Below are 20,226 nucleotides of genomic sequence, written 5' to 3' on the forward strand. Positions count from 1 at the left end.
CGGCCCGTACGTGGATCGTGTCTGCCCCGGCCCATACGTGGATCGTTACCGCCCCGGCCCGTACGCGAGGATGGCCCGCATGGAACGTGAGCACGCCGTACGGCTCGACAAGGTGGGTCGCCGCTACGGCATGCGCGGCCCCTGGGTGCTGCGCGAGGTCGACCTCGGTATACCGGCGGGCGCCCTGGTGCGCGTCGAGGGCGGCAACGGCACAGGAAAATCAACCCTGTTGAGGCTGCTCGCCGGGATCGACGCGCCCTCCGAGGGGCGGGTGGCCGGGCGTCCGCGCACCGCGTTCGTGCCCGAACGGTTCCCCGCCGCACTGCCGTTCACCGCGATCGGCTACCTCACGCACATGGGCCGCGTGCACGGTCTCGCGCGCGCTGCGGCCCGGCGCCGGGCGGCGGAGTGGCTGGAGCGTTTCGGCGCCGACGGGTACGCGCGGACGCCGCTGTCGGAGCTCTCCAAGGGCAGCAGCCAGAAGGTCGCCGTGGCGCAGGCGCTGCTGGCCGACCCCGAACTCCTCGTCCTCGACGAGGCGTGGACCGGCCTGGACGCGCCCGCCCGCGGCGAGCTCGACCGCGCGGTGGCCGAGCGGACCTCGGCGGGCGGCTCCGCGGTCTTCGTCGACCACGACCCGCTGCGGCTGCGGGGCCTGGCGGAGGCGACGTACGCGGTGACGGGCTCGACGCTGAACCGCCGTACGGAACAGGCGACTTCGGGGGAGGGGGCGGGGCCCATGGTGTCCATCGAGGTACAGGGGCCCACGGGGGCGCGAGGGTCCTCCGGGGCGCAGGGGCCCTCCGGGGCGCAGGGGGCCGCGCTCCCGGCGTCGGTCGCGGCGGCGGTCGTGGCCCGGACGGAGGGGGCCGCACCCGGTCTGCTGCGACTCACCGTCCCCGAGCCCCACTCGGACCGGGTCCTGCGGGAGCTGCTGACGGCACGGCCGCCGTGGCACGTGGTGCGGGTGCACGCCGCGGACGCCGACGCCCATGCCGCGGTGCGGGCGGCCACGGACGGGGAGGTGCGGTGATGCGTGCCGCGCTGCGCTACCAGAGCGCCCTGCTGGTGCGGTCCCAGCGGTGGCTTCCGCCGGTGATCCTGTACGCCGTGTTCCTCGGCGTCGGCGTACAGGGCGGGCAGCCCATCCTGGACTCGCTCGCGTACGCCGCCGGGGGCCTGCTGCCCGTGGCGGGCTGGCTCGTCCGTATCTGCGTGTCCAACGAGCCGCCCGCGGCGCGCAGTTGCTCCGCCGCGGCCATCGGCCCCGGCCGGGCCCACCTCGCGTCGCTGCTGGCCGCATTGCTCACCGCCGCCGCGCTCGGCGGCGCGGCGGTGTGCGTCGTGACGGTCATCAGCGACGCGACGAGCACGAACGCACGGGTGCCGGTGGAACGGCTGCCCGCGGGCGCGGCCGGACTCCTCGCGATGCTGGTCAGCGCGTTGCTCGGTACCGCGCTCGGGGCGCTCGCCTCCTGGCCGCTGCTGCGCTCCGCGGGCCGCGCCGTGCCCGCGCTGCTGCTCGGCGCGCTGTTCCTGCTGGTCACCACGGGTTCCCCGGCCAAGTCGGTCCTGACGGACCTGACCACGGGGTCGAGGGAGGGCGCGGTGCCCGCCCCGCTGGGCGCGCTCGTGGCGGCGCTGGCTGTCACGGCGGCGGCGCTGTGGGGGGCGTGCGCGCTCAGCTCGCGGCGCGGTTGACGGAGCCGGGGTGCGTAACGCTCAGCCCGAACAGGCCGAGCGCTGCGCCTCCTGCCACGCGCACGCCGGGCAGAGCGTGACGCCCCGCCGGGACTCCGGGTACTCGGTGGGGGCGCGGCAGAGCACGCACTCGGCGAAGGGCTCATCCGGCCGCTCCGGCGGGGCGCCCTCGCGGTCATGGTCGTCCGGCATGCGGTCCAGCCTAGTCGGGCCGGTTCAGGACCCGTCGGCGGTTCATGACCCGCTGCTCCGGTTCATGAGCCGCGGCCCCGGTTCATGAGCCGCGGCCCCGGTTCATGAACCCGCCGCTCCGGTTCCGGACACCCGCCGCTCCGGTTCAGGACTTGTCGGACGCGTCCCGCCCCGCCGAGTCCGGCGCGTCCCCCGCACCCGTCGCCCGGGGCGACGCCCCCGTCGTCCCCGGCGCCCCGGACGACCGGATCTGCTCCGAGACGCGGACGAACCGGTACCCGCGCTCGCGCAGGCCGGGGACGATCGTGCGCAGGGCGCGCTCCGTCGCGGGCGCCGCGCTGCGCGTGCAGTGCAGGACGACGACCGAGCCCGGCCGCACCCCGTCGAGCACCTGCCGGGCGACCGCCGAGGAGTCCGTGGCGAAGGCGTCGCCGCCGACCACGTCCCACTGCACCGCGGTCACGCCGCCGGGCGCCAGCGCCCGCAGGGCCTGCCGGTCGTAACAGCCGCCGGGGAAGCGGAAGTACGGCACGCGGCGCTCGACGCCCGCCGTGCGGAAGGCCGCGAAGGCGCGGTCCATGTCGGTGCGCATCCGGGCCGCGGGCACGGTCGGCAGCCCGTAGCAGTCGCCGGTGTAGGCGTGGTGGCTGTACGAGTGGTTGGCGACCTCGAAGAGCGGGTCGCGGCCGATGTCCTTGGCCTGCTTCGGGTACTCCTCGGCCCACCGGCCGGTCATGAAGAACGTGGCGGGCACCTTCAGCCGCCGCAACGTGGCGACCAGGGCCGGATTGTCGAACCGCTCACCGGCCGCCGCACGCGGTCCCTGGTCCGCCGTCATGTCGGCGTCGAAGGTGAGGGCGACGGTACGGCCGTGCTTGCGGGACCCGTTGGTGAACACGGGGGTGATCCCGGCGGGGCCCGGCGCGAGGGTCGGGGGAGCGGACGACGAGGGGGCGGTCGGCGCGGGGCGGGCGGTGCGGCCCGCGTGACCGGACGTGGCGGTGTCGGCGCCGCAGCTGGCCAGGGCGACGGTCAGGGAGCCGAGGGCGCAGAGCGCGGCGCATCTCCGTACGAGAGTGATCACCCGCGCGACGATATAGGCATTAATACGTCAAATAGGACAACAGGCCCAAGAGGTCGCGAGGACTCACTCCACCGCCACGCCCGATCCCCAGAGACCCCTCCTCAGGGCCACCCCCCAGCGTCCCCCTCAGATCCACCCCTCCAGCGAGCCCATGAACGCGTCGAAGTCGTCGCGGTACATGGTGTGTCCGGCGCCCCGGACCGTCCGCACCTCGAAGCCGCGCCGCGCCAGCTCCTCCTTGAGCGCCTCGTCGACGACGGGGCTGGGGTCCGCGACCTGGACGAGCGAGGGCACGACCGGCGCGGCGGGCGTGTGGTCGGCGGCGTGCGCGCCGGACAGCGACAGCGCGGAGTCCGGGTCCCAGGCGGCCAGCGTGGCGACCTCGACGTCCACGTCGGCCGCCTCCCAGCGCGGGTTGAACTTCGCTATCACGTCCCGCGAGAGCCGCTGGAACGCCACGAACGCCGCGGGGTCGACCGCGCCGTCGGTGCCGAGCGCCCACGCCGGATCGCAGTAGACGGCCCGCGCGGGGGCGAGCCGCTCGGCCGCGAGGGCCAGGGCGAGACCGCCGAGCGAGTGCCCGAGCGCGAGGTCGGCGCCGGCCGGCAGCGTGTCGACGAGGTCGTCGGCGAAGAGCCGCGCGCCGTACGCGCCGCGTCCGCTCGCACCGTGGCCGCGCAGGTCGACGGCGATCACGCGGTACCCCCGGTCGGCGAGGGCGGGCCCCACGCGCCGCCAGGTGCGGTGGTCCGACATCATCCCGTGGATCAACAGGGCGATCCGGTCGCCGGTTCCCCACTCGTGGGTGTGCAGCTGCATCGTGGTGCCTCTCTCCTGCGTCCCCTGCGTCCCCCGCGCGCCCGCGGACGGCCGGACGGTCTCCACGGATCTTGGTATCAGGAGCACGCGTACGTCCGACGACCGGGTGAACCGGAACGGAACTCCGCCCCCGCCCCTCTTCCCCTACGGCATGGCTGCCCGCTCACCGGCGCACTCCGGATATGCCCGGCATAGCCCATCACCTGGCCGTTTATCGGCTGTTGATCGGGGACGGAGATCCTCCGCAGGTCCGTGTCCGGCACGGACGAACGGAAACGACCGGAGGTATGCACATGAAGGTTGTCCGCTCCCTCAAGAAGAAGGTCACCGGAGAGAAGAGCCTCAAGTCCTACGCCTGGTACATCTGGTACTAGGCCGCAGGCAGGGCACCGCGCGCATCCCGCGCGGACGCACATTCCGTAGGGACGCAATGCGCCGTCGAGGCCCGCGCCCGGTGTGCCGAACGCCGGGTGCGGGCCTCCCGCTCCTGGAGACTCCCGATGTCCATATCCGGTACCGCCGGGCGCGCGCGGACCACGCTCCTCACGCCCCGGCTCGACGCCCTGCTGCGCGACCACCGCGGCGAGGACGTGTTCCGCCTGGACGCCGACACCGTCGGCGTCGCAGGACCCGCCCTGACCGACCAGATCCTCGCCGCCCGCCCGGCCACCGAGCGCGAACGCCCCACCTTCAAACCGCTGCAGGGGCGTTCCATCCCGCGTACGGAGGCGGCCGCCGTCATGCAGGCCATCGGCCGCGACGTACGGGCGGCGCTGAAGAAGCCGGTGCCCGGCCGCCTCGACCTCTCGGGGCAGTGGCCGCACGTCGGCCACGTCCACCTGCGCGACCTGATCCTCGGCGCCGACCCGTACCGGCTGCGCGTCCTCATGGACCGCACGCTGGAGCTGACGCCCAAGCTGACCTGGGCGGTCATCGCCACCGGCGCCGCCCTGCCCGGCAGGCTCCGCCCCGGCGCGCCCGCCACCAGCATCGCGGGCCTGACCGCGAAGGCCGCGAACTACAACGAACGCCGCTACGCCATGGGCATGTACCGGCGCGCCGCCGCGCCCGTCTGCTTCACCGTCTCCACGCTCGTCGCCAACGCGTACTGGCTCGGGGCGCCGTTCGACGACGACACGCCGAACGACCACATCCTCTACGAGTCGATGCGGCTGCTGCCGCCGTCCTGGAACCTCCTGCGCAACGCCGGCCCCGAGTACCCCGCCCTCGACGACCGCATCGGCCCGGGCGACGACGTGCTGCTGCTGCCGCTGCTCAGCCACCGCGACCCGGCGCTGTGGGACGACCCGGACGACTTCCGCCCCGAGCGCTGGGACACGCTCGACCCCGACGACCACCCGGGCTACCTCCCCTTCGGCCACGTCTCCGAACGCTGCTGGGGGCGGCACATGGTGATGCCGCTGGCCGGCATGCTCCTCGACATCCTGCGCGCCGAGGGCGTGACGGTCGACCCCCGGCAGACCACGGCGAAGGTGCCGCTGGCGGGGCTGCTGGGCGTCGACAAGGTGCGGTTGGTGCTCGGGGGCGGGGCCAGGCCTTAGGCCTGCCCGTCCGCCTGGTCCGCGTCGTCCCTGCGGAACAGGGCCGCCCAGAGGAACGGTTCGCCGAAGCGCGGGGAGCCGGGCGGCTCGTCGTGCATGCGGCGGAGCTCGACCTCCGTCAGGTCGGCGAAGATCCCGCGCAGCGACTCCGCCGTGTACGCCAGGCCGCCGTGCAGCCCGCCCTGCCGATAGAAGTCCGCGTCGGAGAGCTCGGAGCCCATGCCCGCCTCGCCGGCCGCGAAACAGCTGAGGGCGAAGTGGCCGCCGGGGGCCAACCGGCGGTCGAGGAGGGCGAGATAGCTGACGCGGCGGTGCGGCGGCAGGTGGTGGAAGCAGCCGGAGTCGTAGATCAGGTCGTACGGGCCGCTCAGCTCCGCCCGCGCGAGCGCGAAGGCGTCACCGTGGTGGAAGCTCACCTCGGCTCCCGCCGCGCGGGCCCGGTCCGCCGCCCAGGCGAGGGCGCCCTGCGACAGGTCGACGGCGTCCACCGCGAAGCCGAGCGAGGCGAGGTGCAGGGCGTTGCGCCCCGGGCCGCAGCCCAGGTCGAGGGCGCGCCCCGGGGTGAGCAGACCCCGTTCACCGTACGAGACGAGGCTTTCGTCGGGCTTGTCCGCGAAGAACGGCACCGGCTTCGACCGGTCGGCGTAGAAGCCGTCCCACCACGCGGCCCCGTCCGCCGACCACCGGTCGGCCGCCGGCTCGAAGAGCCCGTCCAGAAGCTTCATCACGTCATCGATCGTGCGTACGCTGCGGTCCATCAAGTCCCCTTTCGCAGAACCCGATTGTAGGCCGCGCACACCTCATCGCCCCAGGTCGGAGCGGGTTTACGCGGGGGCTGCGGAGGCCGGCGAAGGGCGTCCGCGGTCGTGTGCGCGCCCCACGCGCGGGCGGCGACCCCCGCCCGTACACCCCGCCCCCAAGAACCGCCCGCGGGTCCGCCGAGTCCCGCCAAGGGGGTGTTCCGCGCCGCGCCGGCGGACCTTTTCGGAGCCTGGGCGCGGATCGTGTTCACGCGACGTATCCCCAGAAGTAGTTCCCGCTGGTTGGATGTGCGGACTTCCAACCGGCCCCCGGACCCCTGGAGTTACCGTGCCGCACTCAGCGCCGCGCAGGACCCACGCCGCGGCGATCACCTCCGTGCTCGCCGCCGCCACGCTCGCCGTCGCCACGGTCGTCGCCGTCGCCCCGTCCGCGTCCGCGGCCGGCGCCGCTGCCGCCCCGCCCCCGCTCAAGGTGCTCACGTACAACACGTTCCTGTTCAGCAAGACGCTGTACCCGAACTGGGGCCAGGACCACCGGGCCCGGGCGATACCGGCCGCCGGCTTCTTCCGGGGCCAGGACGTCGTCGTGCTGCAGGAGGCCTTCGACAACTCCGCGTCCGACGCGCTGAAGTCGAACGCCGCGGCGGCGTACCCGCACCAGACCCCGGTGATGGGCCGCGGCAAGGGTGGCTGGGACGCCACCGGCGGCGCGTACTCCTCGGTGACGCCGGAGGACGGCGGGGTGACGGTCCTGAGCAAGTGGCCGATCGTGCGCAAGGAGCAGTACGTCTACAAGGAGGCGTGCGGCTCCGACGCGTACTCCAACAAGGGCTTCGTCTATGCCGTCCTCGACGTGAACGGCGTCCGGACGCACGTCGTCGGGACGCACACCCAGTCCACCGACTCCGGCTGCGCCGACGGGGAGGCCGCGGCCACCCGCGCCGCGCAGCTCAAGGAGATGGACGCCTTCCTGGACGCCAAGAACATCCCGGCGGCCGAACAGGTCGTCGTGGCGGGCGACTTCAACGTCGACTCACGCAGCGCCGAGTACGCCTCGATGCTCGCCACCGGAGACCTCGTCCCGGCCGACGCCCGCACCGGCCACCCGTACTCCTTCGACACGCAGGACAACTCCATCGCCGCCGACCGCTACCCGGACGACCCGCGCGAGGACCTCGACCACGTCCTGCACCGCAAGGGCCATGCCCGGCCCGCCACCTGGACCAACCACGTCGTCAGGGAGCGGAGCGCGCCCTGGACGGTGTCGAGCTGGGGCAAGGACTACACGTACACCAACCTGTCGGACCACTATCCCGTGACGGCGTACTGACCGGGCGACCGGGCGTGGCCCTCGCCCGCGGGGACGAGGACCACGGACCGCCGCGCTACTTGTGCCAGGGACCCGTCACCGCGAACGTCGTGCCGGGGGTGTAGCAGTTCACGTACATCGTGTCGTGGTCCGGCGAGAAGGTGACGCCCGCGAACTCGCCCCACTCGGGCTTGTCGGGGGTGCCGATGTTCTGGCGGCCGCGGGCCATCGCGTAGACCTCGCCGCCGCGGGTGAGGCCGAACACGTGCTGGGCGCCCCCGCCGTCCTCGCACACCATCAGGCCGCCGCTGGGCGCGAGGCAGATGTTGTCGGGGGACTCGCCGGGCAGCTGGACGTCGGTGCTCGGGCCGAAGAGGACGACGAGGGTGAGGCGGCGCCGGGACGGGTCGTAGCGCCAGATCTGGCCGTAGTGGTCGCCCGCCGAGCCCGCCGCGCTGTGCGCGAAGGACGACACGAAGTAGACGGACGAGCCGCCCCAGTAGCAGCCCTCCAGCTTCTGGGCGTGCGTGATGCCCTTCTTGCCGAAGTCCTGGAAGCGGATGGGCGTTTGGGCGGCGAGCGGGTCCGGCACGTCGACCCATTCGATGCCGTCGAAGGTCGCGCCGGTCTCCTGCACCGAGGAGAGGTCGGGCACGCCGGGCACCCGCATCGCCTGCAGTCTGCCGCCCGCGCGCAGCGAACCCCGGCCGCCCTCGGGCTTCTCGGGCAGGAAGCGGTAGAAGAGGCCGAAGGGCTTGTCGAAGGCGTCCTCGGTCTCGTAGACGATCCCGCGCTTCGGGTCGACGGCGATCGCCTCGTGCTGGAAGCGGCCCATCGCGGTCAGCGGTACCGCGCCGGTGCGGTGCGGGTCGACCGGGTCGACCTCGAAGATGAAGCCGTGGTCCTTGGTGTAACCGTTCGTGCCGGCCTTGTCCTCGGTCTCCTCGCAGGTGAGCCAGGTACCCCACGGGGTGGGCCCGCCCGCGCAGTTGACCGCGGTCCCGGCGATCGCGACGCGCTCGCTCAGGACCCGGTTGTGCCGGTCGAGCGCGAGCGCCGTACAGCCGCCCTTGCCCATCGGGTCGTACGTGAGTCCCTTCACGGTCGGCACCGGAACCCGGCCGTCGGCGCGGTTCTCGTGGTTGCGCACGAGGTTCGTGCCGCCACCGCGGCCCCGGAAGGCGGCCATGCCGTCGTGGTTGCTGGGGACCTTGCCCTCGCCGGAGCGCAGCTCGTCGCCCTCGCGCGAGAGAACCGTGTAGCGGAAGCCCTTGGGCAGGTCGAGCAGGCCCTTGGGGTCGGGGACGAGGGGGCCGTAACCGGCCTTCCCGTGCGCGGCCGCGGTGCCCGCGAAGAGTTCCGAGAGTGCGCCGGTGAAGGCGATCCCCGCGCCCAGCGCACCGGAGCGGGCGAGAACCTGACGTCGTGTGGCAGTCATGATGGGCGACCTCCTGCTGGCGGACAGGAATGTGACCGGATGTGTGTACCACGCGCCTGGGGGCACGGGAACCACGCGCGTAGCTTCCGTTGCGCGCGCCGTCCCGCGGCCCCGGCCCGCCGATGCCGCCCGCGGGCCTACTCGCCCACGAGCCCCTTGGCGTCCCGTGCGAGCGCCGTGAGCCGCGATATGGCGCGGAAGTACTTCTTCCGGTATCCGCCGTTCAGCATGTCCTCGCTGAAGAGCCGGTCGAAGGGCACCCCGGAGGCGAGCACCGGTACCTCTCGGTCGTACAGCCGGTCGGCGAGGACCACAAGGCGCAGCGCGGTCGACTGGTCGGGCACCGGCGTCACATCGGTCAGACAGACGGCGTCGAGCTCGTCGGTCAGCGCGCCGTACCGGCTGGGGTGCACCTTGGCGAGGTGGGCCAGCAGGTGCGGGAAGTCGTCGAGCGAGGCGCGGTCGGTGGCGTAGGCCGTCTTGGTGACCTGCTCCTCGGAGTACGGGGCGGGGGCCTCCGGCAGGCCGCGGTGGCGGTAGTCCTCGCCGTCGATGCGCAACGCCTTGAAGTGCGCCGAGAGGCCCTGGATCTCCCGCAGGAAGTCGGTGGCCGCGAACCGGCCCTCGCCGAGCTTGCCCGGCAGCGTGTTCGATGTCGCGGCCAGCGCCACGCCCTGCTCGACGAGCTTGCTGAGCAGCGACGACACCAGCACCGTGTCGCCCGGGTCGTCGAGCTCGAACTCGTCGATGCAGAGCAGCCGGTGATCGCTGAGGGTGCGCACGGTCTGCTGGAAGCCGAGGGCGCCGACCAGGTTCGTGAGCTCCACGAAGGTGCCGAACGCCTTCTGCTCGGGCGCGGCGGGCGTCGCGTGCCACAGGGAGGCCAGGAGGTGGGTCTTGCCCACGCCGTAGCCGCCGTCGAGGTAGATGCCGCGCGGGCCCGCCGGAGCGGAGGCCTTGGAGCGCCCGAACCACCGCTTCCTGCCCGACCCGGAGGCGTGCGCCCCGCCGAGCCCCGCGGCGAAACCGCTCAGCGCGCGGACCGCCTCGGTCTGGCTGGGCTGACCGGGGTCCGGGATGTAGGTGTCGAAGCGGACCGAGTCGAAGCGCGGCGGCGGCACCATCTCGGCGACCAGGCGGTCGGCGGGGACATGGGGCTCGCGGGCGCACAGGGACAGCGGAGCCACTTCGGCTGTGCGGCGGTGCCCGGGGGCTGAGGTGGAGGACGACACGGTTCCCCAGCTTAAGGGGCATGCGAGACTGCGGATATGCGACGCCTGTTCCCTGTGACCGACCCGACAGCCGACCGGCCGGACATCCGCGCGGAGGACCGGACATCCGACCGGGCCCCCCGGCGGCAGGACGAGACCACCGCCCCGGAGCGGGGACCCCACGCCGACCGGGAGCGGGGACTCCACGACGACCGCGAGTGGGGACTCGACGAGCTCGCCGAGGCCTACGCCTACCCCGCGGGGGAGGCGACCTGGCTGCGCGCCAACATGGTCTCCACGCTCGACGGCGCCGCCCACCACGACGGCCGCTCGCACCCGATCTCCGGCGACACCGACATGCGGATCTTCGGCACCCTGCGGAGCCTCGCCGACGCCGTGATCGTCGGCGCCGAGACCGTCCGCAAGGAGGGGTACCGCCCGGCGAAGGCGCGGGCCGCCTTCGAGGAGCGCAGGGCGGCGGCCGGACAGTCGCCGGCGCCCGCCATCGTGGTGGTCAGCGCCGGCCTCGACCTGGACTTCTCCCTCCCGCTCTTCACGGCGCCCCTGACGCCCACCCTCCTGGTGACGGGGGCCGCCGCGCCCGCCGAGCGGATCGCCGCGGCGGAGAAGGCGGGCGCCGTCGTGCTGATCGCGGGGGAGGGCGCGACCGTGGAACCGGAGCGGGTCGCGCCCGCGCTGGCCGAGCGGGGGCTGACCCGGCTGCTCACCGAGGGCGGGCCCCGGCTCCTCGGCCAGTTCGTGGCCGCCGGGGCGCTGGACGAGCTCTGTCTGACGGTGTCGCCGATGCTCACTTCGGGGGACGCCCAGCGGATCGCGGGCGGCTCCGCGCTCACGGTGCCGGACCGCTTCGTACTGACGTCCGTACTGGAAGAGGCCGGGTTCCTCTTCACTCGATACCGCCGAACCTGACAATCAGCGGAATCAGTCGTTCCGTTTGGCTTCGGCCGGGCACACTAGATCTCGCAGTCCCCGTGCGGTAACGGGGCAGGATGGTTTCCGCAAGGGCCTGAGAACCGGCCCACGGATGAGAAGGGCGCCTGGCGTGTTCACAAGCGTATTGATGATCGAGAAGGCCCTGACGTCCGCCGACGTTGAATTCGTCACCACCTTGCACGGCGACGAGCCCGTCGCCTTCCACGTGCTGCTCCAGCCCAGGGGTGACCAGGCGGACCGCCTGCTGCGGGCCATCGACGACGTCGCCCTCGGCGAGCTGGACGAGGCGGCGCGCGAGGGCGAGACCCCGGAGGGGCAGGAGGCGACGCACCTCGGCGAGCAGGCACTGGACGTCTCCCTGCGGGCGCTGCGGGCGGCGGGCTGCGCGGCACAGGGGCGGCTGATCGAGGACCACCCGCTGGACGCGCTCAAGACCCTGGTCGAGGAGGCCGGGGCCGACGAGGTGATCGTCCTGACCGACCCGCACTACGTGGAGGAGTTCTTCCACCGCGACTGGGCCTCGCGGGCCCGGCACAAGGTGGGCGTGCCGGTCCTCAAGCTCTTCTCGCACAGCACGGCGGACGAGGCGTAGCCGCTTCCGGCGAGGCAATAGGCTGGGGGCTGCTCAGACGTCGTACGCCGTGACAGGCGGCGTACGACGTGACCCGTACCGCACCACCAGGGGAGACACGCGCATGGCACCCGGCCTGCCCCATTCCATCGCCGACATGGAACGACCGCACTTCATCGGCATCGGCGGCGCCGGAATGTCGGGCATCGCCAAGATCCTGGCCCAGCGCGGCGCCAAGGTCGCGGGCAGCGACGCCCGCGAGTCCGCCACCGCCGACGCGCTGCGCGCGCTCGGCGTCACGGTCCACATCGGCCACGACGCCGCGCACATCGCCTCCGACGCCACCTGCGTCGTCGTCTCCTCCGCCATCCGCGCCGACAACCCCGAGCTGGCCCGCGCCACCGAGCTCGGCATCCCGGTCGTGCACCGTTCGGACGCCCTCGCCGCCCTGATGGAGGGCCTGCGCCCGATCGCGGTGGCCGGCACGCACGGCAAGACCACCACGACGTCGATGCTCGCCGTCACCCTCGCCACCCTCGGCCTCGACCCGTCGTACGCGATCGGCGGCGACCTGGACGTGCCCGGCTCGAACGCGCTGCACGGCGCGGGCGACATCTTCGTGGCCGAGGCCGACGAGAGTGACCGCAGCTTCCACAAGTACGCCCCCGAGGTCGCCATCGTCCTCAACGTGGAGCTCGACCACCACGCCAACTACGCCTCGATGGACGAGATCTACGAGTCCTTCGAGATCTTCGCCGGCAAGGTCGTGCCCGGCGGCACGCTGGTCGTCTCTGCGGACCAGCCGGGCGCCGTCGAGCTGACCAAGCGGGTGCGCGACCTCGGAGGGCTCAAGGTCGTCACGTACGGCGAGTCCGAGGACGCCGACCTGCGCATCCACAAGATCACCGCGCGCGGTCTGACCAGCGAGGTCACCGTGCTCCTGGACGGCAAGCTGCTGACCTTCACGGTCTCCGTGCCCGGCCGCCACTACGCGAGCAACGCGGTCGCGGCCCTCGCCGCGGGCATCGCGCTCGGCATCCCCTCCCGGAACCTGGCCGGCGCCCTGAAGTCGTACACCGGCGTCAAGCGCCGCCTGCAGCTCAAGGGCGAGGCCGCGGGGGTCCAGGTCATCGACTCCTACGCCCACCACCCCACCGAGATGACGGCCGACCTGGAGGCGATGCGCTCCGCCGCGGGCGAGGCGCGCATCCTGGTCCTCTTCCAGCCGCACCTCTTCTCCCGCACCCAGGAACTGGGCACGGAGATGGGCCAGGCCCTCGCCCTCGCCGACTCCTCGGTGGTCCTCGACATCTACCCGGCCCGCGAGGACCCGATCCCCGGCATCACCAGCGCCCTGATCATCGACGCGGCCCGCGCGGCGGGCGCCGAGGTGACCGCCGCGTCCGACAAGGCGGCGGCGGTGCGGCTGATCGCGGGAATGGCGAAGCCGGGCGATCTTGTTCTCACCATGGGAGCGGGCGACGTCACGGACCTCGGCCCGCGCATCCTGGCCGAGCTGTCCGAGTAGTCCGGGTATCCCCGGTATTCCGGACGGTCCGGCCGCCGAAGCAAGTCGATCTGAGGGGAAGGCACCCATGTCGTACGACGTCGAGAAGCCGGACGAGCAGTGGCGGGCGGAGCTGACCCCCTCGGAGTACGCGGTGCTGCGCCAGGCCGGCACGGAGCCCGCCTTCGTGGGCGAGTACACCGACACCAAGACCAAGGGCGTCTACTCCTGCCGCGCGTGCGGCGCGGAGCTGTTCACCTCGGGCGAGAAGTTCGAGTCGCACTGCGGCTGGCCGAGCTTCTTCGACCCCAAGGACACGGACGCGGTCGAGCTGGTGCAGGACACCTCGCACGGAATGGTGCGCACCGAGGTGCGCTGCGCACGCTGCGGCTCGCACCTCGGCCACGTCTTCGAGGGCGAGGGCTACCCCACGCCGACGGATCAGCGGTACTGCATCAACAGCATCTCGCTGCGGTTGGCGGCGGAGGAGGGCTGAGCGGCGGCCAGTGGGCCGGACGGTTCACCGGGACGTTGCCCGAGAGCCCTTGTTCACCCAGGCGCCGCCGCATAGGAAAAGCGGGACCAGGGCCACCAGGGCCATGACACCGACGACCGTCCTTGTCGTACCGCTCATCGCCATGAGGATGGAAACGACGACAAGACCGAAGACGATGAGCCCGGCCAGAAACACTCCCAGCCTACTGGCGTGACTTTTCACAGGATGTCCTCTCCTTCGGCGCTCCGTGTGCGGGGAGCGGCCCGTTCCCCGCACACGAAGCGTCATTGCACCTACTTGAGTGCCTTCGTCGCCATCTTCGTAGCCGCACCGAGACCAGCGGTCCCGGCTCCGAGTGCTCCCTGTTCCAGGCAGGATTTGCCCACTCCGCCGAGGCCCTCCCCGTCGATCGCCGCTGTGATTCCTCCTCCGATGCAGCCGCCGACCGCGCCTCCTGCAACGGGCCCCAAGACCCCGTCGAGGGCAGCGCTCGCTACGGCACCGACGGCGGCTCCGACGACATCACCGAGTGAGAGAAGGCCGCTGGGGTCGATGCGATTGACGGGGTCGCCCTCTGCGTACAGGTAAGGGTTCCTCTCCTGCCCAGAAGGGTCACGCTGGGTGAAGCGGCCGATGTTGGGGTCGTAGTAGCGGGCCGCATAGTGGTACATGCCGGTGGGGTCCTGGTAGCCGCCGGCGAACCGGTAGGGCTGCGTGGTCGTCTCCGAGGTGGTCGACCGCTCCACGCCGCGCGGGCTGTAGGAGTACGTGTTGACCTTCGCGCCGGCCTCGTCGGTGACGGCTACGACGGAGCCGAGTGCGTCGGTGAGGTAGAAGTAGGTCTTCCCGTCCCGGGTCATGGAGTTCAGCGTGCCCCCGGGCTCGCGGTTGAAGCCCGTGTCCACACCGGCAGTTGAGGTTGCGGAGAGGCCGAGGGGCCCGTTGTGGAAGTAGGTGTCGCCGAGCTTGATGCGCTCACTCTGGTCGGTGGAGCCGTACTGGCCCGCGTAGGTTTTGCCGCCCACGGTCAGCGAGGTCAACTGGCTGTGATCGGACCACTTCTCGCCGGTGCGGGTGCCCTCGGGGGTGGAGGCGCCGGCCGTCTCGTGGCCTTCGGCGTCGTAGGACCAGTTGGTGGTGGAGCCGTTCTTGGCTGTGATCTGCTGGGCGTCGTTGATGGTGTAGGTGGTGCCGCGCGGGCAGTCCTTGGCGGTGCCCTGGCTGGTGAGGTTCCCGGCCAGGTCGTAGCAGTACTGCCAGGAGGAGTTGAGGGTCGAGCCCTTCTTCTCCTCGGCGTAGGAGAAGCGTCCCGCGCCGTCGTAGGTGTAGCTGGTCTTCATGCCCGTGACCGCGTCGGTCGTGGTGCGGATCTTGTCGCCGTCGGTCTTGGCGTCGGTGCCGTAGCCGTAGGTGTAGGCCAGGTCGACCAGGGTGCCCTTGGGGGAGGTCGCCTTGATCTTCTCGGGGCGGCTGGACTTGTCGACGTCGACCGTCTGCACGGTGCCGCCCGGGTAGGCGGTCTGGGTGCGGATGTCGTTGTTGTTGTACTTGTACGTGGTGGTCTTGCCCGCCGGGTCCTTGAACTCCTTGAGCTTGTTGACCTCGTTCCAGGTGTAGTCGGTCTTGCCGGCCGGGTCCTGGTAGAAGTCGACGTTGCCCGCCGGGGTGTAGGCCAGCAGGGTCTGCGAGCCGTCCTGCAGGGTGCGGACGGTTTCGCGCTGCAGCGGGTCGAACTCGTACTTCACCGTGCCGGTGGAGTCGTCGCGCTGGCGCAGGTTGCCGTCACCGTCGTAGTGGTAGCGCACCGTGTCGTTCGTGGTGGAGACCGTCTTGATCCGGTCGAGGTGGTCGTAGGTGAAGACCTTCTTGATGCCCCGGCCGTCGGTGAGCGTCTCGGTGCGGCCCAACGCGTCATAGGTATAGGTCGTCTTCTCCAACGGCTTGGGCGGGGTGACCTTGGTCAGGTTGCCCTGGTCGTCGTAGGTGAACGACGTCTTTACCGTCTTCGACGCGGACACCTTCGTCTGGGCCGTGCACCGCTGACCCTCGAAGCCTCCGCAGTCGGGAGTGGCGGGGTTGTACGTGTAGGAGACGTTTCCGCCGCCGGTGCCGGTCTGCGCAACCGACTTCGTATTGCCCGCCGTGTCATACGTGTACGACGTCTTCTCGCCGTCGGCGTTCGTGGAGTCCTTGGGCTTGTCACCGCCCGCGACCGTCTGCCAGCTGGTCACCGACTTGCCCCCGGTCGGGGACTTCACCGACTCCAGGTTGTTGCGCGTGTTGAACCCGTAGTCCGTCACATTGCCACCGGTGCTGCCGGTGCCCATGGCATCGGTGGCGGTGTCCACGTTGTGGTTCGCGTCGAACTTCGTCGACCGCTTGTGCCCGAGCGCGTCGGTGACCTTCTCGACCTGGCCGTCACCGTCGTGCTCATAACGCGTTACGTGCTCTTCGGGGTCGGTGACCTTCGTCGTCCCCGCCGCCGTGGGCGAGGCGGCGTCGTACTCGTACGTCCACGTCGGCCCGGTGTGGCCGGAGCCGTTGAGCTCGGTGGCGCGCAGCATCGAGGTGACCCGGTTGGCGTCGTCGTAGGTGAAGACGGTGACGCGGCCCTCGGCGGTGGTGATCTTGGCCAGGCGGCGGGAGGAGTCGTAGCCGAAGGTGGTGGTCTTGCCCTCGGCGTCCGTGGTCCTGCTGAGGTTGCCCGCCGAGTCGAGGTCGAAGACGGCCGTGCGGCCGGAGTTGTCCTTGGCCTGCCACTGTGAAGCATCGGTCTTGACCAGGTCGATCCAGCGGTTCGAGCGGGTCTCGGTCAGCTTGAAGCCCTTGTTCTCGCCGCCCTTGTCGTGCTGGTCGATCGTGATGGTGCCCTTGTTCTTGTCGGTCACCTTGGTGAGCGTGCCGTGCTCGTCGTAGGTGTCCTTGGTGTGCGACTTCCAGTCGCTGACCGTGTAGGTGCCGTCGGCGTTCTTCTTCAGCTCCTTCGAGTAACCCTTCGGGGTGGTGAAGGAGCCGTCCGAACCCTTCTTGAAGCGCAGGGTGTCGCCGGAGGCGTCGTAGAGGACCACCTCGTTGTCGAAGAGCTGCAGGTAGCGCTCGTACTGCTGCCACCACCGCTGGGACACCTTGCCCCACGGCGCGTCCAGCGAGTTGTACGTCCGGGCCAGGGTGAGCTGCTGGCCGACACCCGCGATGGAGAAGTCGGTGGCCGTGAGCATCAGGTTGCCGGTCGAGTAGTCGATCCGGGCCGTCAGCGCGTCCGTGATCGCGAAATCACTGATCCGGTGCCAGGGCACGTCACCCTGACCCTCGGGCACGTAGGTGTCCACGGCTTCCCCGCCGGCACGAGCTGACGCGGACGCGGTCTCGCCGCTCTCGGCGCGCTTCTTCTGCTGCGCCCGCCAAGCCGCCACCTCCTGCGAGGGCTGGCGTTCAGCCCGTGGTGCGACGGGCTTGTTCGCCCCGACCTTCACCGCGGGCATCGTGAAGTTGGGTGCGTCCTTGCCCCACGCCGAGCCCGGGTCATCGGCCGCGGAAGCACCGGCGGCCGGCAACAGGGACAAGGTCAGGGCGCCAGCGGCCAGGACGGCCGCGGTGGCGAGGCTGGTTCTCTTTCGGGCACGCGAAACACGCGCACCACCGGTGCGTTGCATCAAGGCTTCCCCCCACAGGAAGACACATCTCGCAGACCCCAGTGGTCACGAGGCGCACACAAATTGCCACACGATCCCCATAGATCGCGGCGCCGTGCCCCCGAACGCCCGTTCCATACGGGTCGGAATCGGCCCCTCCCCATAACGGCGTGAATGCCCACAACACTGACCTCAAGCAGTGCGCTTCGTGTCGCTGTTGCGTCCTGCGCGTACAGAAACATCCACAAGGTGACCGGATACTTGCGGGCCACGCACGGTCGAGTACCCGGTGGACGGTTTGACGATGGCCGGGCACCTCACGCTTCCAGGCGGTGTCGGCCGTCGGCCCGTGCTACTGGTCGGGCAGGAGGGTTGGGGCTCAGCGACGTCGAGCGCCGCAGGGCAGGGGCTCTCGCCGACTTGGGATACGTGGCGCTGGCCTTCGATCTGCACGAGGGGGGCGGTATCTGGCTGATCCCGAGGAGATGCTCGCCCGCTGCATGTCGCTGCTCGACGACACCGACCGGATGCGGGGCATCGGCCACGCGGCACTAGACGTGTCGCGCGCCGAACCGCGGACCGGTCCCGACCGGATCGCCGCCATCGGATACGGCACCGGGGCGCCATCGGGCTCGAACTCGGGCGCGACGGTGTCGACCTGCGGGCCATCGCCACTGTCCATGCGGTGACCACCGGCCGGCCCGGGGAGGCGGCGCGTATTCGCTGTCCGGTGTGGGTCGGGGTCGGGTCGGAGGACCTGAGCTGCCAGCCGCGCAACGGGAGGCGTTCGCCGCCGAGATGCAGGCCGCGGGCGTCGACTGGCGCCTCGTGGTCTACGGCGGCGCCCTGCACGCCTTCCACCACCCGCCTGTCGACCACCCCGCGGTCCCCGGTGTCGGCTACCACCCACGGCACGCGCGGCGAGCCCGGTGTGATGTCGTCGCCCTGCTCGCTGAGTGCGTGCCCGTTGAGGCATGATCCGGCCGGCCTGGGTTTGGGGGGGGCGCCGAGCGTGGTGACGCCCGGCTGCAGGTGCGATCCTCTGGGTGTGGATCATCCCGGCGATGCCAACCTGCACACCTTGACCATCCGCCTCATGACCCTTCTGGCGGCCGACGCCCGGGATCAGCTCGCGTGGCTGGGCGGGCGTGAGCTGGAGACGATCGAGGTCGTCGAGGAGGCGGAGCTGGTCTGTCGCATCGGTGAAGGGCTCGCGGAACGCGGGGTCTTCGAGCCGGAGCACCTGCGCGACCTCCGCGCCATCGGCCGTCGTCTCGACGCCATCGACGCCCCCTGCCGGCTCGGCCGCTGGGGTGACGCGCTGGCCGCCGAGCCGGCGTGGGACGACCTGCGTTTGCTCGCCCGTCGTTTCCTCCGCACAAGGCTGGGCGACTGGCGTCAGCCGCTCCCGCCTCCCGTGTCCCGCCTCGTGCCTCCCGCCGGGCCGGGGGCCGGTGACAAGTGAGCGGAGACCGGGGAGGCGGCCGGGGCGCGGACTCGTTCCGCGGCCCGGCCGCCCCGGCCATGGTGTGCGTCGCTCAAGGGGTCAGAACGTCAGCTTCCAGCTGTTGATGTAGCCGGTGTCCTGCGACGCGACGTCCTGGACACGGAGTTTCCAGGCGCCGTTCGCGGCCTCGCTCGACGCGTTGACCGTGTACGTGGCGATGACGTTGTCCGCCGAGTCGTTGCTGCTGGAGTTCTTCAGGCGGTACGCGGTGCCGTCCGGTGCGACCAGGTCGACGACCACGTCGCCGCGCCAGGTGTGCCGGATGTCGACGTCCACCTTGAGGGTGGCGGGCGCGTTGCCGGTGCGGCCGGTCACGTTCACCGTCGAGGTTACCGCGGCGCCGTTGTCCGGGATGGCGACGTCCGCGGTGTTCTCGTAGCTGTCGCCGGGCGGTACGGGCGTGCCGTCCCCGGCGAGGTGCCAGATCGCGTACGCGATGGCGTCGCTGTTGCGGTCGAGAGCCGTGTCGTTGATGTTCGACGTGGTGTCGCAGGACGAGTGGTAGCAGCGGTCGAAGGCCTGGCCCGCGGTGCCGCCCCACTTCTGCGCCTGCGCACTGGACTTGCTGCGCTCGGCGCCGCTGAACAGGCCGCCGACCGGGATGCCCGCGCTGTCGAACGGGGCGTGGTCGGAGCGGCCGTCGCCCTCGGTCTCGATCTCCGTGGGGACGTTCAGGCCCGCGTAGTAGTCCTTGAACGTCTTCTCGATCGTGGGGTCGTCGTCGTAGACGAAGTAGCCCGGGTTCGGCGAGGCGATCATGTCGAAGTTCAGATAGCCGCTGATCTTCGAACGGTCCGTGGACGGCAGGTTGTTGACGTAGTACCGCGAACCGACCATGCCCAGCTCCTCGGCGCCCCACCAGGCGAACCGCAGGTGCTTGTCCGGCTTGAGCTGCGCGCGCGACACGGCGAGCGCGGTCTCCAGGATGCCGGCCGAGCCCGAGCCGTTGTCGTTGATGCCGGGGCCCGCCGAGACGCTGTCGAGGTGCGCGCCCGCCATCAGGACCTGGTTCGCGTCGCCGCCCGGCCAGTCGGCGATCAGGTTGTAGCCGGTGGCACCGCTGGACGTGAACTGCTGGATACGGGTGGTGAATCCGGCCGCGTCCAGCTTGCCCTTCACATAGTCGAGGGAGGCCTTGTAGCCGGGGCGTCCGTGGGCGCGGTTGCCGCCGTTGGCCGAGGCTATGGACTGGAGCTGGGTGAGGTGCGCCTTGACGTTGGCGAGCGGGATGTCGGGCGCCGCGAGGGTGGGTGAGGGGGCGGCGGCCGACGGGGCGGCGGTGGCGAGCAGGCCGCCGATGGCCAGGGTGGCGGCACCGACGGCCGCACGTCTGTACAGGTTCATGTGGGGCTCCGTATTCCGAACGGCGAGAGGGACGGAACGTGCGAGGCGCCCTGCGACGCGGGTGCCGCGGGGCGCCTTTGGAGCTGGTGCGTTGCCTGATGTTGAGGTCTTGACGATCCACCGTCAAGGGCGGAATCC

At 71.5% G+C, this 20,226-nt stretch carries 18 protein-coding genes and 1 pseudogene; 11 read left to right on the forward strand and 8 right to left on the reverse strand.

The window, feature by feature from the left end; all coding sequences use genetic code 11:
* Positions 1-79: 79 nt before the first annotated feature.
* Complete coding sequence (locus ACZ6CV_RS21285) at positions 80-1,033, forward strand: ABC transporter ATP-binding protein (RefSeq protein ID WP_469252297.1); 954 nt, start codon at positions 80-82, stop codon at positions 1,031-1,033.
* Positions 1,033-1,701, forward strand: a complete 669-nt coding sequence (locus ACZ6CV_RS21290) for an ABC transporter (RefSeq protein WP_469252298.1) — start codon at positions 1,033-1,035, stop codon at positions 1,699-1,701. Before ACZ6CV_RS21285 ends, ACZ6CV_RS21290 begins: the two co-directional genes overlap by 1 nt.
* A 21-nt stretch (positions 1,702-1,722) precedes the next feature.
* On the opposite strand, the gene ACZ6CV_RS21295 is transcribed toward ACZ6CV_RS21290, so the two are convergent.
* The 3 genes from ACZ6CV_RS21295 to ACZ6CV_RS21305 form a co-directional block, all read right to left on the reverse strand.
* The gene (locus ACZ6CV_RS21295) at positions 1,723-1,893 is read right to left on the reverse strand and encodes a hypothetical protein (protein WP_469252299.1); all 171 of its coding nucleotides are present in this window, start codon (positions 1,891-1,893) and stop codon (positions 1,723-1,725) included.
* A gap of 145 nt (positions 1,894-2,038) precedes the next feature.
* Entirely contained in the window at positions 2,039-2,977 is a 939-nt protein-coding gene (locus ACZ6CV_RS21300; protein WP_469252300.1) for a polysaccharide deacetylase family protein, read from the reverse strand.
* A gap of 126 nt (positions 2,978-3,103) precedes the next feature.
* Complete coding sequence (locus tag ACZ6CV_RS21305; protein WP_469252301.1) at positions 3,104-3,796, reverse strand: alpha/beta fold hydrolase; 693 nt, start codon at positions 3,794-3,796, stop codon at positions 3,104-3,106.
* Between the two features lie 293 nt (positions 3,797-4,089).
* On the opposite strand from ACZ6CV_RS21305, the gene ACZ6CV_RS21310 reads away from it, so the two are divergent.
* Positions 4,090-4,170: a tryptorubin family RiPP precursor gene (locus ACZ6CV_RS21310; protein WP_355806243.1), complete on the forward strand. Its 81-nt coding sequence runs from the start codon at positions 4,090-4,092 to the stop codon at positions 4,168-4,170.
* 126 nt (positions 4,171-4,296) lie between these two features.
* Entirely contained in the window at positions 4,297-5,358 is a 1,062-nt protein-coding gene (locus tag ACZ6CV_RS21315; RefSeq protein WP_469252302.1) for a cytochrome P450, read from the forward strand.
* Here ACZ6CV_RS21315 and ACZ6CV_RS21320 read toward each other — a convergent pair.
* A complete protein-coding gene (locus tag ACZ6CV_RS21320; RefSeq protein WP_469252303.1) occupies positions 5,355-6,116 on the reverse strand; it encodes a class I SAM-dependent methyltransferase in 762 nt (253 codons plus the stop codon). The genes ACZ6CV_RS21315 and ACZ6CV_RS21320 overlap by 4 nt on opposite strands.
* Positions 6,117-6,447: 331 nt before the next feature.
* On the opposite strand from ACZ6CV_RS21320, the gene sph reads away from it, so the two are divergent.
* Positions 6,448-7,449, forward strand: a complete 1,002-nt coding sequence (gene sph / locus ACZ6CV_RS21325) for a sphingomyelin phosphodiesterase (protein ID WP_469252304.1) — start codon at positions 6,448-6,450, stop codon at positions 7,447-7,449.
* Between the two features lie 55 nt (positions 7,450-7,504).
* Here the strand turns inward: sph and ACZ6CV_RS21330 are convergent, their stop codons facing one another.
* Entirely contained in the window at positions 7,505-8,866 is a 1,362-nt protein-coding gene (locus ACZ6CV_RS21330; RefSeq protein ID WP_469252305.1) for a PhoX family protein, read from the reverse strand.
* A gap of 137 nt (positions 8,867-9,003) precedes the next feature.
* Positions 9,004-10,098 (reverse strand): cell division protein ZapE, encoded by a 1,095-nt coding sequence (gene zapE / locus ACZ6CV_RS21335; protein ID WP_469252306.1) that lies wholly within the window; start codon positions 10,096-10,098, stop codon positions 9,004-9,006.
* 36 nt (positions 10,099-10,134) lie between these two features.
* Between zapE and ACZ6CV_RS21340 the strand changes: the two genes are divergently transcribed.
* The 4 genes from ACZ6CV_RS21340 to msrB all read left to right on the forward strand — a co-directional run bounded on the left by ACZ6CV_RS21340 (position 10,135) and on the right by msrB (position 13,605).
* Positions 10,135-11,007: a pyrimidine reductase family protein gene (locus ACZ6CV_RS21340; protein ID WP_469252307.1), complete on the forward strand. Its 873-nt coding sequence runs from the start codon at positions 10,135-10,137 to the stop codon at positions 11,005-11,007.
* A gap of 133 nt (positions 11,008-11,140) precedes the next feature.
* Entirely contained in the window at positions 11,141-11,623 is a 483-nt protein-coding gene (locus ACZ6CV_RS21345; protein ID WP_362366672.1) for an indole-3-glycerol phosphate synthase, read from the forward strand.
* Positions 11,624-11,726: 103 nt separating this feature from the next.
* Complete coding sequence (gene murC, locus ACZ6CV_RS21350; protein WP_469252308.1) at positions 11,727-13,130, forward strand: UDP-N-acetylmuramate--L-alanine ligase; 1,404 nt, start codon at positions 11,727-11,729, stop codon at positions 13,128-13,130.
* A gap of 67 nt (positions 13,131-13,197) precedes the next feature.
* Entirely contained in the window at positions 13,198-13,605 is a 408-nt protein-coding gene (gene msrB, locus ACZ6CV_RS21355; RefSeq protein ID WP_469252309.1) for a peptide-methionine (R)-S-oxide reductase MsrB, read from the forward strand.
* 293 nt (positions 13,606-13,898) lie between these two features.
* Here msrB and ACZ6CV_RS21360 read toward each other — a convergent pair whose 3' ends face one another.
* The gene (locus ACZ6CV_RS21360) at positions 13,899-17,087 is read right to left on the reverse strand and encodes an RHS repeat-associated core domain-containing protein (RefSeq protein WP_469252465.1); all 3,189 of its coding nucleotides are present in this window, start codon (positions 17,085-17,087) and stop codon (positions 13,899-13,901) included.
* 454 nt (positions 17,088-17,541) lie between these two features.
* Between ACZ6CV_RS21360 and ACZ6CV_RS21365 the strand changes: the two are divergent.
* Together ACZ6CV_RS21365 and ACZ6CV_RS21370 are read left to right on the forward strand one after the other, a co-directional pair.
* A pseudogene (locus tag ACZ6CV_RS21365) lies at positions 17,542-18,215 on the forward strand (dienelactone hydrolase family protein).
* Between the two features lie 118 nt (positions 18,216-18,333).
* The gene (locus ACZ6CV_RS21370) at positions 18,334-18,702 is read left to right on the forward strand and encodes a hypothetical protein (RefSeq protein WP_469252310.1); all 369 of its coding nucleotides are present in this window, start codon (positions 18,334-18,336) and stop codon (positions 18,700-18,702) included.
* An 81-nt stretch (positions 18,703-18,783) separates the two neighbouring features.
* On the opposite strand, the gene ACZ6CV_RS21375 is transcribed toward ACZ6CV_RS21370, so the two are convergent.
* Positions 18,784-20,088: a M28 family metallopeptidase gene (locus tag ACZ6CV_RS21375; protein ID WP_469252311.1), complete on the reverse strand. Its 1,305-nt coding sequence runs from the start codon at positions 20,086-20,088 to the stop codon at positions 18,784-18,786.
* Positions 20,089-20,226: the final 138 nt, after the last annotated feature.

Source organism: Streptomyces sp. NPDC041713 (assembly GCF_055591085.1).

Bases quoted from the DNA above. Each gene is read 5' to 3' on its own strand.
- ACZ6CV_RS21285 (WP_469252297.1), top strand. From the start codon at position 80: ATGGAACGTGAGCACGCCGTACGGCTCGACAAGGTGGGTCGCCGCTAC.
- ACZ6CV_RS21290 (WP_469252298.1), top strand. From the start codon at position 1,033: ATGCGTGCCGCGCTGCGCTACCAGAGCGCCCTGCTGGTGCGGTCCCAG.
- ACZ6CV_RS21360 (WP_469252465.1), bottom strand. From the start codon at position 17,087: ATGCCCGCGGTGAAGGTCGGGGCGAACAAGCCCGTCGCACCACGGGCT.
- ACZ6CV_RS21315 (WP_469252302.1), top strand. From the start codon at position 4,297: ATGTCCATATCCGGTACCGCCGGGCGCGCGCGGACCACGCTCCTCACG.
- murC (WP_469252308.1), top strand. From the start codon at position 11,727: ATGGCACCCGGCCTGCCCCATTCCATCGCCGACATGGAACGACCGCAC.
- ACZ6CV_RS21375 (WP_469252311.1), bottom strand. From the start codon at position 20,088: ATGAACCTGTACAGACGTGCGGCCGTCGGTGCCGCCACCCTGGCCATC.
- ACZ6CV_RS21330 (WP_469252305.1), bottom strand. From the start codon at position 8,866: ATGACTGCCACACGACGTCAGGTTCTCGCCCGCTCCGGTGCGCTGGGC.
- msrB (WP_469252309.1), top strand. From the start codon at position 13,198: ATGTCGTACGACGTCGAGAAGCCGGACGAGCAGTGGCGGGCGGAGCTG.
- ACZ6CV_RS21370 (WP_469252310.1), top strand. From the start codon at position 18,334: ATGACCCTTCTGGCGGCCGACGCCCGGGATCAGCTCGCGTGGCTGGGC.
- ACZ6CV_RS21340 (WP_469252307.1), top strand. From the start codon at position 10,135: ATGCGACGCCTGTTCCCTGTGACCGACCCGACAGCCGACCGGCCGGAC.
- ACZ6CV_RS21320 (WP_469252303.1), bottom strand. From the start codon at position 6,116: ATGGACCGCAGCGTACGCACGATCGATGACGTGATGAAGCTTCTGGAC.
- ACZ6CV_RS21310 (WP_355806243.1), top strand. From the start codon at position 4,090: ATGAAGGTTGTCCGCTCCCTCAAGAAGAAGGTCACCGGAGAGAAGAGC.
- ACZ6CV_RS21305 (WP_469252301.1), bottom strand. From the start codon at position 3,796: ATGCAGCTGCACACCCACGAGTGGGGAACCGGCGACCGGATCGCCCTG.
- ACZ6CV_RS21295 (WP_469252299.1), bottom strand. From the start codon at position 1,893: ATGCCGGACGACCATGACCGCGAGGGCGCCCCGCCGGAGCGGCCGGAT.